This window comes from Candidatus Nitrososphaera evergladensis SR1 (assembly GCF_000730285.1).
Taxonomy (GTDB): Archaea; Thermoproteota; Nitrososphaeria; order Nitrososphaerales; family Nitrososphaeraceae; genus Nitrososphaera; species Nitrososphaera evergladensis.
This window is the reverse complement of the sequence record NZ_CP007174.1, coordinates 2,891,719-2,910,082: the sequence shown is the minus strand read 5'-3', so window position 1 is coordinate 2,910,082 and position 18,364 is coordinate 2,891,719. Positions and strand designations below refer to the sequence as shown.

Here is an 18,364-nt window from a genome sequence, read left to right as displayed (position 1 = left end):
ACGGCCATAACAAGTTTTAATTCAAGCGCATGCTATCAGAAGCTATGTGTATCCATCGTGCAGTGGGACAACGATAGTAAAGACTCAGATGTCAAAAAGGCCAAGACTGAAACTATTACATTCAGGCTTCCGACCGTGCTTATTGATGAATTGAGAATGGATGCTGATCTAGAAGGGGTCACCCTCAACAGTTATGTTGCAAGAATATTTGTCAATCATGTGCAGTGGGAGAGATATGAGCGAAAGGTTGGGCTCCTTCCCATGACAGAGGCTTTCCTAGGCGAAGCACTGATCAGGCTGTCCGATGAGCAGATAGTCAACCTCGCCCAAAAGATAGAGAAGCAAAGGTTCAAGAGAATATTAGCATTCATGAACGACAGCCCCAATATTGATGATTTTGTGGAGATTATGCGAACCTGGCTTACCGTATCATGGATACAACAAAATATCGAATTTAGGGATGGCAAATACTACTTCAAGATTCAGCATAATCTGGGGAGCAAATGGTCGCTTTATGTCAAGACACTCATATCAGAACTGTCACAAGATGTGCTTGGCAAGCAGACAGACATTAGAATGATGGACGGCGATACTATATGCTTCACCTTTTCAGCATAGTGCATTGTGTCCAGTCCTCGCATTGTAGTACAATGCAAGACAAGGTATACTCCTTTCTTAATTAGACAATCAATCGACTGTTATACATATGTCGACAAATAGTAGTATCAGGAAAACTGATAGTCTCATTCACTTCATGGTACTTGATGCAATTTCAAAGGACATAAGAGACGTCGCCAGGATTGCAGAAGCAACCAAATTTGACAAGGCCGACGTAGAATTGATTGTAAACGACCTCCTTGCGCACCAACTTGTTAGCTTGTCAGAAAGGAGGAAATTGTTTAGGAGAACGAGCACTCAAACAAGAATTACCAAGATTGGAAGCAGGCTTCTTTACAAAAAGAGGCATGAGCTTGATCTCGGGGCAAAGGCTCTGCGAGCATGCTATTACAATAGTGACAGAAAGACAATGGAGTCACTTATGGACGACAACCGTGTTTGGATACCTACGATGATATTCTCCGGCATAATGAGTGCAGCGCTCTTTGCGTCAATGATGTCCTTTATGGGGATGGCAATGAATCCCACTGAAGCGGCGATGGTTGAAGATAGTATAGCAGGTAGTGAACAGAAAACTGGTGACAATAACAACATTGCGGATGCGCAAACTACTGATGGAGAGAGTCAAACTGCTTCAGCTGATACTGGCGCGGACGACATTGCCGCGACCGGTTAGGACAGCAGCAGGTTTGATCCACGCAGTTTTGATAAACTTACGCACCTCGGGAATTGCTTCTGTGGTTCAAGCGGCAGCATCATCCCCGTCATTCTCAAAGTGAATGGATCATGAGGAGTAATGTAGCAGATATTGATTGCTGCCCCGGGCCAAATCCTGCCTCACACGAAGGGGCAGGCGCAAAAGAGACTAGCCCGCTCTCAAGCCATACAGCCATGCGGCATGAAGGTCGGACCGTTAAATATGAAAACAAATCGCAATTGCCTTTGCGATTCGTGATATGCGACTTCTGCTTTTGGTGCGCCACTTCCATCGGTCATCGGCCCAATAAATGTCCACTTTGTGATTCAAACTTGAGCGTAATTCCATTAGATACTGATGAGATCAATTCGAACCGGAGGCTACTATCCTGTGGGCATCGTTGATATCGGAGTCCTGCCTCTTGAAGCGAGGACGTGTGGTGGGAGGAACAAAAGCCGGGTGGCATACATATTGCCCCAGACGCATCTCATGATGACCGTCGACAAAAAGGAGATTCTACTGGCGGAAATAAAAGCATGTGAAAGCCTCCTTCTCAAATGCGGATACAACTCGGAAATCGAGAAGAATGCAATTGAGCAAGAATTAACCGAATTAAAGATGGTACTAGACCTTTTGACATAGCAGGCTAACCATCGTGTCATTGCAACCACAAATCCAATGGGAGAAGAGGCAGGCATCCTCGGTCAGAACAATTTCTTCAGAGCTGTATAAAAGATCAAGTATTGGTCTGGTTATTAATAGCTGGTTTCGGATCTTCATGGAAATTCAAAGGAGTAGACAATGGTAGCAGAGGGGTCAGCGTTTATTCATGTGATTATCACGATTGGCGTACTTCTGTTTGCTGCAAAAATATTTGCAGAACTCTTTGCCAGATTCAAGCTGCCAATAGTTCTTGGCGAGCTGACTGCTGGGATCATTGTAGGCCCTTTTGCCTTGGGCGCAATTCCTGTTTTTAATGGCGAGCCTCTGGTAGTTCTTGATGAAACCGTCAAGCATATTGGAGAGATTTCTGCCATTGTAATCCTGTTCATTGCGGGGCTAGAGATAACTCCAAGAGAGTTTCTCAGAGGAGGTGCTGCGGCATTTACTGTTGGCTCGCTTGGTGTGATTGTGCCATTCTTTGTGGGGTTCTATGTTTTTGAGGCGTATGGACTATCAGCGCTAGAGTCCATGCTTATAGCTACTGCCCTCACTGCTACCAGCATTGCAATCACTATTCAGGTATTGACGGAATTGGGAAGGATGCGATCAAAAGAGGCCCGGTTGATACTAGGCGCGGCCATAGTCGACGATATTCTAGCGATCGCAACACTATCAGTGGTGACTACGATGGTGCAGACGGGCAACACCACTCCTGACATAGTAGAGATTGCGCTCCTGATAATGAAGATTCTGGGATTGTTTGCCGCCCTTCTCATAGGTGCGATATTTCTCATCCCAAAGCTGCTTCACACAGAGAGGCTATGGAAGTCAAAGGGAAGCATCGAAGGCGTAACCACTGCCGCATTCTTTGGAGCCGCTGGACTTGCCGCATTTGTTGGGTTGTCGCCTATCGTTGGCGCGTTTGCAGTTGGAATGGCAGTTGCAAGTACCAGAGTAATCCACCGAATGGAAGAGTATGTGGACAAGCTTCAGATCATTTTCGCTCCACTTTTCTTTGCAATTATTGGCGCCCAAGTCGATTTAAGGGGAGCAAACGTTAACGTGTTGTATCTGTCTGCAATTCTAGTTGCGGTGGCCATAATTACAAAACTTGTTGGCACCGGCCTGCCGTCCATTCTATTCCTCAAGAAGGACAGAAGCAAGGCAATGAGAGTTGGAATTGGCATGATATCTAGGGGAGAAGTGGGTTTGATAGTTGCGGGTGTTGGTGTGTCAGCAGGAGCCATAACAGGCGACGTATATACTTCAGTCATCATCATGGTAGCAGCTACCACCATCATAACGCCACTGTGGCTAAAGGCAGCCTACAAGAAAGTACCGCCAGAAAAAGCGCCATCTTCCGCGAAGACCGCCACCAAGGATGACGCTCCTAGCCCTTAGAGTACATGTACCAAGCTGCTCCTCGAGGTGACGTATAGGATATTGAAGTAGAATGAATGAAGTAGTCTTTGGACCGATCGACAGAAAATTGAGAATCCTGACACAAGAAAGAAAACGCATTCTTGGATTTGCAGGTCATTGCAGGGGCAAAGTCAGGAGCCGACAAAGATGGGATGACCTCTCGTAAAATTAATTACCTTATGGACTAGAGTGCACTTACCGCCCAAACCCTTGGCATCCACTGGAACTACAGGTGCCACCAAGGCGCGCTTGACGCAGAACATCCGACCGATCTGAGGAATCCGTTACAAAGAGCAGCTCACTACAACATAGCGGTATCAGGAATTATACACTATTCGGGCAAATCATACCCAGCTCCCGCCAGGCAACGGGTACAAAAACGACGCATAAGATAGCAAGCCTCTGTTTCATGGAGGACTTCGAACGATGCTTTATCGCGGCAGCGCGTGCAGATTGGAGCCCTCTTGTGTTTCTGAATTGCAAGATGTCGTACTACAGCGAAATCATTGTAATAACAATCATCATTCTTTGATATCTTGCAGCGCCCTGTTGTCAGCAAGACAAAGCCTTCCCTTACAAGGTTGGGAGGTCGTCCCTCTTCCTGTGATGCGCTTGTCGTGTTCGCCGCGATAAAGTACCCTGGAAGCGTCGATGCTAAGAATCCTATTATTGCGATCGCGAAATTTGTTCTGTGGACGATCTTTGATGACGGCACTGCGGACGTTGTTCTGATTTCAAAACTGCGGACGGCTTGCATCATGACTTCTTCAATTTAGGTTCTCGAAGATTAAAGCTCATATGGGTATATTTTAGCAAAGAAATTCCAGTGATCTGTTACCAGTATCGTGACCACATCACATTAACAAAAATTGATATCCTTGAAATACAAGGATTCGGATCTCGTCCGCATATCGTGATTTTATGAGCACGCTCCTAATTGATGTGTTGCCGTGTCAGGTTAGCTAGTGCCTCATGAGTAATATCTTGTCACGTCTCCTTTTCTGTTTTTTCTCCTCGTGTGCATAATAGCGACATTGCCGGTAAATAATATCCTATGTCCAAACAAACTCTCAAAAGGAGAAGAATCGTGACCCTTGTATTGATAGTACTTGGCGCCGCGTCGATAATGTCATTGGCCGTCGCACCGACTTCAGCGCACGCATCTAAGGGCAGCGAATACTACTACAAGAACTGCGGATACTGGAAAGAGACAGAGAAGAGTACCGACTATGAATACAAGCTAAAGAAATCGCACGACTCTAAAGAGAATGAAAAAGAAAGTGGCTTTGGCAAGTCGTACGAAGGTGATGAAAAGTCTGAAGATGATGACAAAAACGACAGAGACAGTGGCGGCCATTACCACAAAGACAAGGACGCTAGCTACGACAATAACCGTAATGACGATAAAAATGATGACAATGGAAAGGACCACAAGGACAAGTCATCATACGACTATTCTAGTGGCAGTGGTTCCAAGGATTCAAGCGATTATGAGAAGTACAAGGGTGACCACACGTACAGGTATGAATTCGAAAAGAAGAATACCATGGAAAGACACGATGGTGACAAATGGTGTGATACCGAGGATGACAATGACAAAGACCGCTATCATGGAGACCGTGACCGTGATCATGACCACTACGGTAAGGAGCACAACAACAAACACGACGATGAAGAAGATGACAAAGAGAATGACGACGACGGCTAGTGATTTATTGTAGCCTTCCCTTCTTTTTTTTGATGCGCTCAAATAAGCAGACGCATGTTTTAATGCTAGACATTTATCATGCATACCAAGGATTTATCTTTAGCACTTAACACGATTTGTTTCTCTCTTAATCTGAGATAACAAAAAAAGCACTGAAGTGTTATCGTTTTATGTGCTAGTTACAGCAAGCTCAGATTGTTGAAACAGATTCACCTTCAATCTTACAATAGATCAAATGCTAATGTTACAGAACTTAAGGAATCGCGCGAAGTAATACGTATTGATACGCACGAAATGTTACGGTTAACCGCCATTCATTTAGCAAGAGAGATAGGATGTACGCATAACAGAAGGATAGCTCTAGTCCGGAAACGCTGCCTGAAGATCAATGATAGCTATTTCTATCTACCTTGCGCTTTACTCCGTGAACAGAAGTGGCGCACATGTTTACCAACGCCTATGCCTATGATCAATTCATGGGTAGGTGGAGCCGCCTGCTTGCGCCATGCTTGGCACAATTTGCAGAGATTCCCAATAGTGGCGGCAAGATCCTTGATGCTGGTTGTGGCGTAGGTGCTCTGGCTTTCGCCATCGCCGAATTCAGGCCCCTCTGCCATGTAGTGGGCATAGACACTTCAAAGGAATACGTCAGCTACGCCGAATCTCGCAACAATTACTCTGACAGGGTTCACTTTGAAATCGGTGACGTACAGAACCTTGCCTTTCCGGATGCGGCATTTGACAATAGCCTTTCCATGCTCGTGCTCAACTTCATCCCAAATGCACCCCGGGCGCTCTCTGAAATGAAGAGGGTAACAAAACCCGGAGGGCAGGTTGTCGCGGCGGTATGGGATTATGGTGGCGTCATGGAGATGCTGCGAGTGTTTTGGGATGCCGCAGTAGCTGTGGACTCGACCGCTAGCAGGCTAGATGAAAGGCACATGCCGCTGTGCCGCGCCGGTGAGCTCTCTGAGCTATGCAAGTCTGCTGCACTTGATAATATACACGAGAACAGTCACTGGAAGTCGAGATGAATTTCAAATCTTTTCCGGACTATTGGGAGCCTTTCCTGATGGGTCAAGGCCCGGCCGGCGCGTATCTGAAACATATCGGCCACGACCACCTACCAATCCTCCGTGAAGAAGTAAAGAGGCAGTTGAGACTTCGAGATGAAACAGCTCCGTTTATCCTTCGCGGCCAGGTCTGGGCTGTACGCGGTTCCGTCCCGGAATCAAGATAGCATGAGATGCTCTCTCCTTTTTCAGGCTCAACTTTGTGGCGCTTTTTGGCCGTTTGAAAAAGACGTTAGTACGCAGAACGGCAGTAATGACGGAAACTAGATGCCCTAAACAGTACTACAATAAACTCTCTTGTGGGCTTCGCACACCCAAGTGGGGATGCTAGCGCATATACGTCCTCTTATTATGCTCGCAAACAGGAAAAAGAGAAAGAAGAGAGGGAGGGACTCAGGGACCCTTGTATTCTACTTCCGAAACAATCACATTCTGTCCAGAATCGTCAAAGTTGAGGCTTGGAGTAGAGATCTTCATCAGCTTTGACTTGGCAGCGTGCCCAAGCTTCCATATGAACCCCTTTGGAAGGTGTATTTGCGTATCTTGCTCCTCTCCAGTTACCGGATTTTTGAACGTTTCAACTTGAACATCCAATACGCTAGGAACAGAGAAAGTACTCTTTTTTCCATCGATGTTCTTCTTGATATCTACGAACTGGGGCTCAAGAAGGTACTTGAACGTTGAGGCGAATATTGTAAATGGACCCTCGCCCTTTGCTTGGCCAGAGAATATCTTCAGGATGGCATCTCTTTGTTCTTGCGTTGTGTCTTTTGATATGTACAGCTGTGCAGTACCATTGCCTTCATGGATGGCTTTTGGCCAAGATGCCGCCATAACTACGTCTATTCCGTCTAGCTTTACGTTTCCATAGTAGCTTCCAGATTTGATTGCATAAAGTACAAGCGCCCTGCAAAATCCATACGTTGGAAAGCCGTTGAAGTTGCACGGACAGCCGTGATCACAGTTGCATGCTTCAACATAGTTCGCTTTCATTTGCCATTTTGGAATTTCAGAGACAGAGGATTGCGAGGCGGCCTGTGATGTTGTTGTCGACATATATGCAGAATGCAATCACTGTGATCCTTTTAAGATTATTGGAGAGTGAGATGAATTATTTACGGATATAAGTGAAGCACATAGGGACCCCTCATGCTTAAACGATGTTAGTGCTATTGCTGCTACTACCACCGCTCAAAGAGTTTTGAGAATGCCAAGAGCAGCTTCTTCTATAACTTATATCAATAAATCATATTTTGCCGACCAAGCAATACTTTAAAGCAAACAACACATTCTTCTCTTTTGGTGAACAAGAGTCAAAAAGCAGTAATTGCCTCTTTGATTGGCACGTCTGCTATTGCTTGGATCGCGTCCATAGAGCAACCTGACATGATGGTTGCCATGACTACATACAACCCTTTGGCTATCTCACTTTTTACAGCAAGCTGGACAGCAGGAATGGCGGCAATGATGTTTCCGGCTATTGCCCCAATGGTTCTTTTGTATAACAGATTTGTCGCCAATAGCAATAAAGAAGGCAAAGAGGTGAATCAAAGCGCCCTCATTGTTCAGGAGGAAGAAGGAGAGAAGCCAAGATCTTCTTCCTCTATTCACTCACTAAGGGTCATACTCTTTATCGGCTGCTATCTTTTAGTCTGGGCTCTTACTGGGATTGCTCTGCTTCTTGGATGGTCGCTTGTGATGAACAACACCATAATGATGACGACCACTGCTTCTGCAGGTAATAACTCTCAACTTATTGCAAGCATCTACGGAGTCCTTTTGATAATAGCAGGTGCCTACCAATTCACTCCATTAAAGCGAGTGTGCATAGGGTATTGTGAGTCCCCGCTGAGCTTTTTCATGCGCAGGTGGAAAGACGGAACCTCTGGCGCAGTCAGAATGGGACTTTGGCATGGCCTGTACTGCCTTGGATGCTGCTGGCCGTATTTTTTGCTTATGGTGGCGCTTGGCTGGATGAACCTGCTCTGGATGGGCCTGTTTGCAGGGATTATTTTTGCAGAAAAGATGTGGTCAAGGGGAATATGGGTTGCAAGAACTGCTGGAATTGGCCTGGTTATAACTGGAATACTAGTCATTTCAGGGATGCTTCCATCACTGGTATTGTCATCAGCGGCATCTTTGATGAGTGGGGAGAGCGGCAGTGGAGGGAGTAGTGATGGCATGGTCATGGACAATGGTGGTATTGGTGCGATGAGCGGTGTTGAAGGCACATCATCAATGACAAACGACAATAGTTCGGAAGGTTCTATGCAAATGCAAAACCCAGTTAATAACATGGGAAATAATTCAGAGGCAGTAGTAAGTTCACCTGTAAATTCTGATGCAATGTCTGAAATGAAAATGCCCTCATCCGCATCAAAATAGAGTGTGAATGGGAGCTTGGCCCCTAATTGAAGGAAGAATCATGAATGAGCGCATTGGCATCGACAAGAATACTTGTTCCCCACCCCAAGCAACATCAAATGACAAAAAACCCTACTGTTCGGATAAACAATTTATAGATGATATAGTCAACTGTTTCTCCAACAACAGCATTCTGTCTCGTCGGCCTAGTCACTATTTTTGCGAGCAGGCCTCTTTACAAAATTCATCTTTATCACGGTAATAATCTGGTTTCGGACGTATTCCTTTGTAAGGGACTCAAGGTTGGTTGTGTGACCTCTGGTGAGCCCAGGCCGTCTTGGCATGCCATCTCTGACTTCTATTCCGACTGTTGCAATGTCAGGCTCGGCTATGAAGGCGATGGTGGGAAACTCGTGCTCCTGTAGCCGGCCGTCGTCAGCAGCAGAGATTTTTGGATAGATCTCCATCTTTATTATTGGATTTTCGTCATGGTATGGGCTGGCATTGTCCTTGATTTGATAAGAGTGTCCCTTTCTCTCAAGATACTTTCCGATTTCCTCCATCGTCGGTTTGATTACCTCGACTTTTATCCGCTCGAATCTTGCCAAGAATTCTTGTTCTTGCTCTTCATTAAGCACATTGTCCTGCGGTCTTGTTTCATCGTCAGCATATGAGTCCAAGATCGAATCTAATTCAGCTGCAATTGCATCATCATTAGTATTATTACAATCATCAGCCTTGTCATTTTCAACCATCAATTACTCATTCCATCAAGCGTCCTTTATAGCTCTCTTTCTTTGTATTCTGATACCAGTGCGTGTACATGCATATATGATATGAATCTCCTCTGCCTAGTCCGCAAAAGGTACCTTGTTCCTTATCTTGTCTAGAGGTCTTTTATCTCTGCTTCAAAAATGTCGCCATTCACAAGGTTCGTCGTTATCATCAAGATAGTTGTCCGTTGATACGGGAAGCCATTCTACTTGTTTGCTATCGCACACAGGGCAGCTTACGATCCGAGATTCTCCTGCCGTGGGTGAAGATTCCATTGAGATCACCGACGCGCACCAGAAACAAGAGTCGCAAATCAGAAATTTGACCTGCCGCTTCTTCTTTTTACCGTCAGACGTCCTTTCTCTAGATCGGAAAAGGCGTGACCTGACATCGCTGTCCTTTGGATTGAGAACAATAACATTATCATTAGTAGGCATAGCAGCTGTTTCATCTGCCTTATGATAGACGACTGCCATAGCAGTAGTAGTCGTATTTTGGAAAACGTCTTTATGCGAAAGAAATGCATCACATAGTAGAGCAGATATGGCCACTACTGACAAAGAACAATTGGTTTTTGCAAAATTACGAGGAGTCACATCATCTATATGGTGTGAATGTCAAACTTTAAAAAGTTAGGATGCATATATTGTGTTACAGTGGCGAAGACATCCTAGCCACAGCATAAGAAAATTATGCTATGAACGTTTCATATAGATTTGATACTCAAATATGTTACCCAAGTTTTAAGATGGCAAACTGTAAGAATATGAAGTGATGTCAAGTCCAGACAGAAGTAAAACATTCTTGCATTTCGCAATGCGGTCCCGGGCAGCTGTCGCCATCATTATTGGTTTGGTGATTGCTGCTCTCCCGTCTGTAGGGATGGGGATGACAACATCGACTGCAACGACGGTCACTCCCTTGAGCGCTTTTGCACAGGCTGGTCCTATCACAAGTGACAATAATAATACTACTAACTCTAATACTTCCAATGTGACGACTGCAATGCCGCAGCTGAATGGATCCATAAACGTCAAGCAAGCAGCGAAGGACTTTTTGAATCAGCACATCAATGCAACGCTGGTAGATGCGACCGACCTGGCAGAAGAACAAGTCACTAATGGCACGGTGGTTGCAGGCAGCTTGGATGCAGTACAGGACTCGCTCGTATACAACATAACGGTGGCCGACCTGAACAGCGAGCTAGCCTACAAAGTATACGTCGATCCTAGTACTGGAAGAGTTCTTGCCAGGTCTACGGAAGGTAGACCCCTGGTGGAGCTTGGTGCTGCTGCGGGCAATGTAACGACCTTTGGAAACCTCACTATAACTTTGGTTGACGCTGCCAATCTAGCAGAAAACCAGATTCCAAATGGCATAGCAATTGCAGGCGAAATTGAAGGCTCGGAGGGAGGAAATGTAGGAGTAGTCTATAGTATCACAGTCGCCGATGTTAACGGCGGGACGCTCTACAAGATGACTGTCGACCCGAACACCAGCGCGGTTTCTACCCCTCAGATGATGCCCATGGGCAACCTGGCAATCGGAGGTGTTTTCTGAGAGCAAAGGTGGGAGCGAGAAGAGCTTGACGTGTGACATGAGGGACTAGGCTCTAATCTGCTCTTCCCTCTTCTCTTCACTTGGTATAATTCATAGGCCCTCAGCCGTTCTGTATGTTCTATACCAAAATGAATAAGCGTACATATGTGGGTCACAGCTTGTGTCTGGCAATACGGGCGATTACGGCGTGGATTCAGCAGAATCGAGCACACGGCGGTAAAAATCCTCCAAAGATATTCCCGTATGATTGGAGTTTTATCTCTTTTACTGCTTGAAGTTTTGTTTAAAACATTCAAGCACAAGAGAAGGAGAAAGGAAGGCGTGTTTTTAAAGGAATGCAGACGAAGATTGGACAGTTAAGGATATGCCGGAAGATGGAAGAAGACCCATTGACCTAACACAGCAATACCTGGCAAATGAGAGAACCTTTCTATCGTGGTTGAGGACATCCATTGCTCTTATTGGTCTCGGTTTTGTAGTAGCAAGGTTTGGCCTTTTCCTACGTGAGTTTCAGTTAGTTATTCAGCGAGAGGCTGCGGCAACGGCTTCTACTACTACTACAAACATTGTACTCCCAGAACACTCCTTTTCTTCCATTCTTGGAGTCATGATGATTGCCCTTGGAGTGGGATTGATATTTTACGCGCTCAAAAGCTACAGAGATGGCAATAGACAGATTGAAAGCGGTGTGTATGTTCCAAAGAAGAGCGTCGTATATACTGGCGCAGTATTGCTAGCCATCTTTGGCGGCGTTACCATAGTTTATCTCTTGATTGTATCCTTGCCTTGAAGTCTTCTTCATAAGGTTCTAGATCACTTCCTTTTTTCTTCTCCTTGTTGTTGCAGCTTTCCGAACTCTAAAGCTTTGCCAAGTCACATAGCCTGCATATCCAAAGAGAACTGCCGAGTTTATGTACATTATTGGATGACTAATCAATCCCGCATAGATGCCCGCAAGGCCAATGGCTACAAGGATGGCAGCAAGTATGATAAAGTCACGATCCATTTTGTATACACTGGAATTAGCACGCTTGATCCTTTTCTCTTTTTTCATGAATCTGACCACTTAAGTGAAGGAATTGGCAGAAACCATCCGACAACTGCTCTGCCATCCCATTGGCCTGTAAGGCGCTTCTCCGGTCCTTGGAAGCAAGATGCGACAGCAGAGGCAATTAATATGGTGTGCATCATATGCAGAATATAAGAACAATCAATGGGATGAGGATGAGGCTTGGAAGGAAATGTCGCACCGTTCACAAAAATCCTAGTCGCAGTAGACAAGTCCGAGCACGCTGTTAGGGCCTTTGATTATGCAGTGCGGTTATCAATGGTGACAGGAGCAAACATCTCGGTCTTGCACGTGGTTACGCCTCCTGTGGCAGGCGAAGAGGGTGTATCAGCCGCACAGTTGGCCGACTCTTTGCGAAAGGAAGGGGACCATTTGATTGCACAGCTCAAATCTCGCGTGGAAATGCAATTTGGAATCAGAGCTGGAGAGACAACGACAATTACAATCGATTACTTGATAAAGGAAGGAAGCCCTGCCAAAGTAATTATTACTTCTGCAAAGCAGAGTGATGCTGACCTAATAATAGTAGGAAGCAGCGGAACCAGCGGTGTCAAGGAATTGCTGCTTGGAAGCGTATCCCATGCAGTCTCAAATCATGCATCTTGCCCCGTTTTGATTGTAAAGTGAGAGTATATCTCTTGCACTACCGCCACCACTCGAGGCTTTGTCCTGGTTTAATGCCTAAGAGATCCTTCTTTCCACATCTTCTGCACCTCACGAATTGATACATCACTGCGCATCCACTCGATCGCTAACATACTCTATATCAAAAGATGCCAGAAATTGCATGATCGGCGCAGCATATATGTAATGTTTTAAGTAAAGAGCGACAAGATCAAGATACAATAATCTTATTAGTAATAAATGTAGAGTAGAGCAAGGGGGATACCGGACATCTACTGCGCCCCTGTTGTGTATCCATTCTGCTAACTTCCGATGATGTTAAGCAGGAGCGCAGGCAGTTTCCTAATTCAGTTTGTGAAAAAGAAAGGCATTACTCACTTGCTTTCTAACCCCAAGCTTTCAGGCCCCTGTGAACAGGTTGCATGACTAATCCTTTAGAGGCGAATCTAGTGAATTAGTCATTGGTAAGTGAACTGCAGAAACTAAAAGAGTAGTGCCGTAACCAGGTTAATCTAGCGACATTCTACTAACGTAATGAAGCTATGCTACCACAAGAGTCCATTCCTCGGCTAGCTCAATCTTTCCCATGTCTGTAAGTAACCATCTGTTATTTGACCTAACTTTGATTAGCCAGCCCATATCCGAAAGAAACTTTATCCAAATTTCTACGAGCTGCGAGTCATTATCCAACCTCTCGATAATTTCTCTTTCTGGTAATCCTCGATGCAGACAACTTAGAATGAACAGAGCCTGAGGCAGTCCAGTTAACTCGTGCGCTTTCTTGAACTCCTGAAAGTCACTCGTGAGAAGTCATGCCGCCCACCAATGGTATGATATTCAATCCAAAACCTCACGAAGAGGAATTAACATAGTCAGGTTTTAGTGCTTATGCTTAGCTCCTTACCTAATGATTCGTAAATGCGACAGTTTCTGCATTATTTGACATATTATATCAAATTATGTGCATCTTTTGTGCAAGATAACTATGTTAATCGAACGTCTTATATCATGAATACAGAGAACAACCTGGCCAACACCTGCAAACCGTCCCCGTCTCTCCTCATCGTCGGCATATAATAACAGGACAGGATCAGATACTGCTTAGAATGATATTTTTGTTAACTGATACCGCGTCTCTTTTCCAAGTTCTTTATTTTGTACGTCGCAAAAATGCTACCAGCGAGCGTTAACAGCGCGGATATGACTAGAATCTTCTGACTATTTATCAACCGTTTTTCGATGGCATAGCGTCTCATGAACCCGGATATGAGGTAATGAGGAATAGCATTAGTAGGAAATTTAAGATGAAAAATAACAGGATTAATCCTGAACTATTTTGTGATTGTAACTTCTTCCCCAGCTTTCCATTGCCCCACCATATCCTTTCTTTGCCTAAGCTCATTGATTTCCGGCGTTGTTAGCTTGTTGGACTGTGGCATAAGAAACCTGCCTACTTCTTTGTAGCCCTGCAAGAACTTCTTTCCCTCTTTTGTGGTATTGTATCTTTTCTTGCCCGCGGTATATTCTAGCATCCCTCTACTTTGCAGAATTTCCAAGTATTCCTCTAGTTGTGGAAACGAAAGGAACGCTTGATACATTATTTCTGTTTTCCTAGCTCCGCTTTCAGCGATGTCTAGGACTGCAGCTGCAATATCCAGCCTACTTCTATTTTTCATGAGATATATTCGAGGTAATTTGATAAAAGAGTCTCGCAGATCTATGTTGCAGATGATTGTCCTGTCTAGGATAAAATTAATGGCACAGAAGAAATCTTGGAGACTTTGAAGTTGCAGAGGTTGTTGATTACCTCAAGCTCTCCGGTTCTGAAATTACTAATTCTCATTAGAAAAGCGTCTCCAAGGTCGAAGGTGCCCTTTATTTTGTCAGTATGCCCTCTTCCATCGTAGAATGCTGTCATTAGCTGCTCTAACAGGTGGTCCTTGAATGTTGGATGTATTCTAACTCGTTCTTCCTTGATTGCTCTTGAGCTCTTGGCTGTCATTTGTGATAGTTGTTCGTTGAATCTGATTGGTTGAGCGCTGACTTGATGCTCCTCTATAAGGCTCCTGATGAGTCCAGGGTGGGCCGAATCGGAGAGGACTCTGTTTCCGTATTCTTTTGCTTTTAGTGCCACCAAGCGTTTCAAAAGTGGTGGTGCGAAGATTCCTCTGAACCAAGGCACGCGGGCTGCAAGTTTACTCTGGAGCAGCTTACACCAATGATGTGGTTCAACAACCAGTATGGCTATGTGTATTTAATGAACCACGCAGTCAACCCGTCGTCGTACAAGGTAACAAAGATCGTAATCGAAGGATGGATATCGATGGGATATCAATGTGTAATAGAGAAAATTGACAAGGCTTGTTGAAAAGAAATTCTGCATATCTAGGAAAAGTTTAACCTATTGCGTTTCAGTTCAAGAGATGCGCAATACTCTTAGATGAGTCGCAGCATTTCGTCGGGTCCACTAACATCACAACAGAGATAAAGATGGGGTCTGCCATCGGGTTTAGCATAGTTAATTAAGACTATCCATTGCCGAGCCTGTTTTCCAATTTAACTATGAAACATGCATATGCTCAAATTTTAGAATACTCGTTGACATTACAGAGAAACCTTGCCTCCTCCTGAACTCAACGAACAATCAAAACCTGACAAGGTGCATCCTCTGCTACTTTTCTTGCCACGCTGCCAAGCCCTCTAATTCTATCAACAATATTTCGACTGTTACTGCCGATTACAATAACGTCGGACTGCTCCTTTGCGGCACACTTGAGTATTTGATTAGCTGCATTGCCAATTAAGATCGAAGTCTCTATTGTAGCCTTTCGAGCTCTTTAAGTTCCATGCCAAGTCGCCTTTTTTGCGCTCTAGCTCTTTTTTGGCGGCATCTGACTCCTGCTTGTACATTGTCTGCAAATAGTCATCAGCTTTTGGCGATCCACTGTTATTACCAGTGGTGTCGGCTTCTCGCTTCATAAACTCCTCAAGGAGAGGAGTAGTGTCAACTTGCGGAATTACGTGTAAAATAATGATTCGGTATTCTCTTTCACTGCTAGCGAGAACCATATCCGTCACAGTCTCGATCGCCCGATTGGAAGCGCTAGAACCGTCAAACGGCAGTAGAATTGTCTTTGCCTTTGATTCTGTTTTCACATATAACTATATTCAGGTTCCAACGTAGATTAATATTATGTAGAAGGACCGTCAAGGAAGGAAAGTTGCATAAGCATCAACTAAAAACTCTGATTTTGGCGATGTTATCTCTGACATTGGTAGGATTAGTACTATCGTCATCTTCTTCATTATCGTTGATGGGCCTTGTACCTTTGAATCCTTTTCATTCCATAAAGGAAGCGTATGGACAAACTACTACTCCGGATGATAGCAATAGTGGCGGCATTGCTTCTTCTGCCGCAGAGCCGGAGCGTCTTTCTGCAGGCGTCTATCTCCTTAACATAGGAAAAGTCGATCTCCAAACAGGCTCTTACGACTTGGATTTTTACTTCTGGCTAGCTTCTGCATCAAACTCCACTGTAGATTTTACGAAACAGAAACCCACATTTGACTTCATGAACTCTATGAATGCAAAGATAGAGCCAAGCCGTATTGAGCCTAACTATTATGAAGTCAGGGTAAAGGGGACTTTCCTAAAGAATATGGACTTTAGGAACTATCCATTCGACACTCAGGAGGTCACAGTGGAAGTTGAAGGCTTCGAAACTGTTGACAAACTCGTGTTTGTCCCGGATACTGTATCAAGCGGATACGATAGTCTTGTAAACGTGCCGGGATGGAATCTTGGAAAGACCGAACAGAGTGTTATAGTCCACCAATACCCTGACCAGAGCTATTCAAGGTACATCTTTTCATTTGACATACAGAGGGCCGCATTATCTGCGTTTTTGAAGACCATATTTCCTGTCATCATAATTACGACCATAGCGATGCTTGCCTTCTGGATGAGTCCCACAAACTTTCCTCCCCGCATTGGCCTTGCTGCATCAACTTTATTGGCTGCCGTGGCGGCGCATCTGGCTGCGGCAAGTCAGCTCCCGCCAATAGGCTATTTGACTTTAATGGACAAAGTGATGATAGTTGCTTATGCGCTCTTTTTGAATAACCTTGTCTCCATGGTGCTGCAGATGCGACTGGTGGATCACAAGAAGGAAGAGCAGGCGGCAAAAGTCAATGCAAAGATGCGCAAGTTAATGCCTGTAATTATCGGTGTCATACTAGCAGTATTGGTGCCATTTGACTTGAGAGTAGTATAATACTTGCATCTTCAGAAAGATGAATACAAAAGCAAGACTGAGAAAGAAGTCCGTTGGCAAACTGTCAGAGGCTATACACTCTTTAATTGTAAATACTGTACTTGGTGAGGGTTAGCAAAAAATGGCAGTGGAAGAAGCATCAACAACATTCATTCATGTAATCATTACGATTGGCGTACTTCTGTTTGCTGCAAAAATCTTTGCGGAACTCTTTGCCAGATTCAAGCTGCCAATAGTTCTTGGCGAGCTTACTGCAGGAATAGTTGTCGGACCTTTCGCACTTGGTGCAATTCCTATTTTCAACGGTGAACCTTTGGTAGTATTGGATGAAACTGTCAAGCACATCGGCGAAATTTCTGCCATCGTAATCCTGTTTATTGCAGGCCTTGAAATTACGCCAAGGGAGTTTCTCAGAGGAGGCGCTGCTGCGTTTACTGTTGGTTCGCTTGGAGTGATTGTACCTTTCTTTGTAGGTTTCTATGTATTCGAAGCATTTGGACTTCCAGCTCTAGAGTCTATGCTGATTGCAACTGCACTTACGGCGACAAGCATTGCGATCTCTATCCAAGTGTTAACAGAACTTGGAAGAATGCATTCAAAAGAAGCCCGTCTTATTTTGGGAGCCGCCATAGTTGATGACATTTTGGCAATCGCAGCCCTATCCGTTGTAACTACAATGGTCCAGACAGGCAACACCACCCCGGACATAATGGAGATAGCATTTCTCATTATGAAAATATTGGGATTGTTTGCAGCGCTCCTCATCGGCGCAATATTTCTCATTCCAAAGCTGCTTCACACAGAGAAACTATGGAAGTCAAAAGGCAGCATCGAAGGCGTAGCCACTGCTGCATTCTTTGGAGCTGCCGGACTAGCAGCATTTGTTGGATTGTCACCCATCGTCGGCGCATTTGCCGTAGGTATGGCAGTTGCAAGCACTAAGGTCATACATCAGATGGAAGAGTATGTCGACAAGCTGCAGATCATTTTTGCACCTCTTTTCTTTGCCATCATAGGCGCTCAAGTGGATTTGAGAGGTGTGAATCTCAATGTACTGTATTTCTCTGCGATACTAGTTGCGGTAGCCATTGTAACTAAACTTGTTGGCACAGGCTTGCCTTCTCTCCTATTCCTTAACAAAGACAAGGGCAAGGCAATGAAAGTTGGAATAGGCATGATTTCTAGAGGAGAAGTAGGATTGATAGTTGCAGGAGTAGGCGTATCTGCAGGAGCCATAACCAGCGATGTGTACACCTCTGTTATCATCATGGTTGCGGCGACTACAATCATAACGCCACTGTGGCTTAAAGCAGCGTACAAAAATGAACCCGCAGCTGTTTCAGATACTACAAAAGTTGAATAAGGACCTTCTCGTTCCCCTTCTCCCCTAACGTAGGGAGGCCCTGAAACGACTATGGTCCTTGCATGTGCATTTTTCTGCTAGATAAGGCTTCGCAAAAATCGTTAATTCTTAGCTCCAAGTGACCCGGTACAAAAACACTATTCAGGAGAGGAATC

General features: G+C 44.8%; 21 protein-coding genes. 14 read left to right on the top strand and 7 right to left on the bottom strand.

The genetic code is table 11. The features are described 5' to 3' along the window. Positions 1–57: 57 nt before the first annotated feature. The 7 genes from NTE_RS15880 (at position 58) to NTE_RS16870 (ending at position 6,348) form a co-directional block, all read left to right on the top strand. Complete coding sequence (locus tag NTE_RS15880) at positions 58–618, top strand: hypothetical protein (RefSeq protein ID WP_148701918.1); 561 nt, start codon at positions 58–60, stop codon at positions 616–618. A 136-nt stretch (positions 619–754) separates the two neighbouring features. After that, positions 755–1,294, top strand: a complete 540-nt coding sequence (locus NTE_RS15875) for a MarR family transcriptional regulator (protein WP_226987064.1) — start codon at positions 755–757, stop codon at positions 1,292–1,294. A 411-nt stretch (positions 1,295–1,705) separates the two neighbouring features. Next, positions 1,706–1,957, top strand: a complete 252-nt coding sequence (locus NTE_RS15870) for a hypothetical protein (RefSeq protein ID WP_148701916.1) — start codon at positions 1,706–1,708, stop codon at positions 1,955–1,957. Positions 1,958–2,116: 159 nt separating this feature from the next. Then, positions 2,117–3,379, top strand: a complete 1,263-nt coding sequence (locus tag NTE_RS15865; RefSeq protein WP_148701915.1) for a cation:proton antiporter — start codon at positions 2,117–2,119, stop codon at positions 3,377–3,379. 1,075 nt (positions 3,380–4,454) lie between these two features. Continuing rightward, entirely contained in the window at positions 4,455–5,108 is a 654-nt protein-coding gene (locus NTE_RS15860) for a hypothetical protein (protein ID WP_148701914.1), read from the top strand. A gap of 476 nt (positions 5,109–5,584) precedes the next feature. Further along, entirely contained in the window at positions 5,585–6,142 is a 558-nt protein-coding gene (locus tag NTE_RS15855) for a class I SAM-dependent methyltransferase (RefSeq protein ID WP_158385691.1), read from the top strand. 38 nt (positions 6,143–6,180) lie between these two features. Further along, the gene (locus tag NTE_RS16870; protein ID WP_158385689.1) at positions 6,181–6,348 is read left to right on the top strand and encodes a hypothetical protein; all 168 of its coding nucleotides are present in this window, start codon (positions 6,181–6,183) and stop codon (positions 6,346–6,348) included. Between the two features lie 226 nt (positions 6,349–6,574). Here NTE_RS16870 and NTE_RS15850 read toward each other — a convergent pair whose 3' ends face one another. Beyond that, positions 6,575–7,237 (bottom strand): DUF1326 domain-containing protein, encoded by a 663-nt coding sequence (locus NTE_RS15850; RefSeq protein WP_148701912.1) that lies wholly within the window; start codon positions 7,235–7,237, stop codon positions 6,575–6,577. Between the two features lie 330 nt (positions 7,238–7,567). Here NTE_RS15850 and NTE_RS15845 point away from each other — a divergent pair, with 330 nt between their 5' ends. Then, positions 7,568–8,566 (top strand): DUF2182 domain-containing protein, encoded by a 999-nt coding sequence (locus NTE_RS15845; protein ID WP_148701911.1) that lies wholly within the window; start codon positions 7,568–7,570, stop codon positions 8,564–8,566. A gap of 185 nt (positions 8,567–8,751) precedes the next feature. Here NTE_RS15845 and NTE_RS15840 read toward each other — a convergent pair whose 3' ends face one another. After that, a complete protein-coding gene (locus NTE_RS15840) occupies positions 8,752–9,300 on the bottom strand; it encodes a hypothetical protein (RefSeq protein ID WP_148701910.1) in 549 nt (182 codons plus the stop codon). A 793-nt stretch (positions 9,301–10,093) separates the two neighbouring features. Here NTE_RS15840 and NTE_RS15835 point away from each other — a divergent pair. Next, the gene (locus NTE_RS15835; RefSeq protein WP_148701909.1) at positions 10,094–10,879 is read left to right on the top strand and encodes a PepSY domain-containing protein; all 786 of its coding nucleotides are present in this window, start codon (positions 10,094–10,096) and stop codon (positions 10,877–10,879) included. Between the two features lie 364 nt (positions 10,880–11,243). Then, on the top strand, positions 11,244–11,669 hold the full coding sequence (locus NTE_RS15830) for a YidH family protein (protein WP_148701908.1): 426 nt from the start codon (positions 11,244–11,246) through the stop codon (positions 11,667–11,669). A gap of 18 nt (positions 11,670–11,687) precedes the next feature. On the opposite strand, the gene NTE_RS15825 is transcribed toward NTE_RS15830, so the two are convergent. Beyond that, on the bottom strand, positions 11,688–11,933 hold the full coding sequence (locus NTE_RS15825) for a hypothetical protein (RefSeq protein ID WP_148701907.1): 246 nt from the start codon (positions 11,931–11,933) through the stop codon (positions 11,688–11,690). Between the two features lie 177 nt (positions 11,934–12,110). On the opposite strand from NTE_RS15825, the gene NTE_RS15820 reads away from it, so the two are divergent. After that, complete coding sequence (locus NTE_RS15820) at positions 12,111–12,575, top strand: universal stress protein (RefSeq protein WP_148701906.1); 465 nt, start codon at positions 12,111–12,113, stop codon at positions 12,573–12,575. A 1,328-nt stretch (positions 12,576–13,903) separates the two neighbouring features. Here the strand turns inward: NTE_RS15820 and NTE_RS15815 are convergent. Next, positions 13,904–14,248, bottom strand: coding sequence for an Sso10a family chromatin protein (locus tag NTE_RS15815; protein ID WP_148701905.1), 345 nt, complete (start codon positions 14,246–14,248; stop codon positions 13,904–13,906). Between the two features lie 65 nt (positions 14,249–14,313). Then, the gene (locus NTE_RS15810) at positions 14,314–14,709 is read right to left on the bottom strand and encodes a hypothetical protein (protein ID WP_226987063.1); all 396 of its coding nucleotides are present in this window, start codon (positions 14,707–14,709) and stop codon (positions 14,314–14,316) included. A gap of 81 nt (positions 14,710–14,790) precedes the next feature. Between NTE_RS15810 and NTE_RS16865 the strand changes: the two genes are divergently transcribed. Then, the gene (locus NTE_RS16865) at positions 14,791–14,940 is read left to right on the top strand and encodes a hypothetical protein (protein ID WP_158385687.1); all 150 of its coding nucleotides are present in this window, start codon (positions 14,791–14,793) and stop codon (positions 14,938–14,940) included. Positions 14,941–15,205: 265 nt separating this feature from the next. Here the strand turns inward: NTE_RS16865 and NTE_RS17675 are convergent, their stop codons facing one another. Together NTE_RS17675 and NTE_RS15800 are read right to left on the bottom strand one after the other, a co-directional pair. Next, complete coding sequence (locus NTE_RS17675) at positions 15,206–15,352, bottom strand: universal stress protein (protein WP_420835316.1); 147 nt, start codon at positions 15,350–15,352, stop codon at positions 15,206–15,208. Between the two features lie 4 nt (positions 15,353–15,356). Continuing rightward, entirely contained in the window at positions 15,357–15,728 is a 372-nt protein-coding gene (locus NTE_RS15800) for a universal stress protein (protein WP_148701903.1), read from the bottom strand. Positions 15,729–15,886: 158 nt separating this feature from the next. Here NTE_RS15800 and NTE_RS15795 point away from each other — a divergent pair, with 158 nt between their 5' ends. Beyond that, positions 15,887–16,846, top strand: coding sequence for a ligand-gated ion channel (locus NTE_RS15795; RefSeq protein ID WP_420835315.1), 960 nt, complete (start codon positions 15,887–15,889; stop codon positions 16,844–16,846). A gap of 121 nt (positions 16,847–16,967) precedes the next feature. Then, positions 16,968–18,209 carry a cation:proton antiporter gene (locus NTE_RS15790; RefSeq protein WP_148701901.1) on the top strand — a complete coding sequence of 414 codons (1,242 nt, stop codon included), beginning with the start codon at positions 16,968–16,970 and terminating at the stop codon, positions 18,207–18,209. The last annotated feature ends 155 nt before the right edge of the window (positions 18,210–18,364 follow it).

Bases quoted from the DNA above. Each gene is read 5' to 3' on its own strand.
- NTE_RS15850 (WP_148701912.1), bottom strand. From the start codon at position 7,237: ATGTCGACAACAACATCACAGGCCGCCTCGCAATCCTCTGTCTCTGAA.
- NTE_RS15795 (WP_420835315.1), top strand. From the start codon at position 15,887: ATGGGCCTTGTACCTTTGAATCCTTTTCATTCCATAAAGGAAGCGTAT.
- NTE_RS15845 (WP_148701911.1), top strand. From the start codon at position 7,568: ATGATGGTTGCCATGACTACATACAACCCTTTGGCTATCTCACTTTTT.
- NTE_RS15825 (WP_148701907.1), bottom strand. From the start codon at position 11,933: ATGAAAAAAGAGAAAAGGATCAAGCGTGCTAATTCCAGTGTATACAAA.
- NTE_RS16865 (WP_158385687.1), top strand. From the start codon at position 14,791: ATGATGTGGTTCAACAACCAGTATGGCTATGTGTATTTAATGAACCAC.
- NTE_RS15855 (WP_158385691.1), top strand. From the start codon at position 5,585: ATGGGTAGGTGGAGCCGCCTGCTTGCGCCATGCTTGGCACAATTTGCA.
- NTE_RS15865 (WP_148701915.1), top strand. From the start codon at position 2,117: ATGGTAGCAGAGGGGTCAGCGTTTATTCATGTGATTATCACGATTGGC.
- NTE_RS15815 (WP_148701905.1), bottom strand. From the start codon at position 14,248: ATGAAAAATAGAAGTAGGCTGGATATTGCAGCTGCAGTCCTAGACATC.
- NTE_RS15790 (WP_148701901.1), top strand. From the start codon at position 16,968: ATGGCAGTGGAAGAAGCATCAACAACATTCATTCATGTAATCATTACG.
- NTE_RS15875 (WP_226987064.1), top strand. From the start codon at position 755: ATGGTACTTGATGCAATTTCAAAGGACATAAGAGACGTCGCCAGGATT.
- NTE_RS15830 (WP_148701908.1), top strand. From the start codon at position 11,244: ATGCCGGAAGATGGAAGAAGACCCATTGACCTAACACAGCAATACCTG.
- NTE_RS16870 (WP_158385689.1), top strand. From the start codon at position 6,181: ATGGGTCAAGGCCCGGCCGGCGCGTATCTGAAACATATCGGCCACGAC.
- NTE_RS15860 (WP_148701914.1), top strand. From the start codon at position 4,455: ATGTCCAAACAAACTCTCAAAAGGAGAAGAATCGTGACCCTTGTATTG.
- NTE_RS15840 (WP_148701910.1), bottom strand. From the start codon at position 9,300: ATGGTTGAAAATGACAAGGCTGATGATTGTAATAATACTAATGATGAT.
- NTE_RS15835 (WP_148701909.1), top strand. From the start codon at position 10,094: ATGTCAAGTCCAGACAGAAGTAAAACATTCTTGCATTTCGCAATGCGG.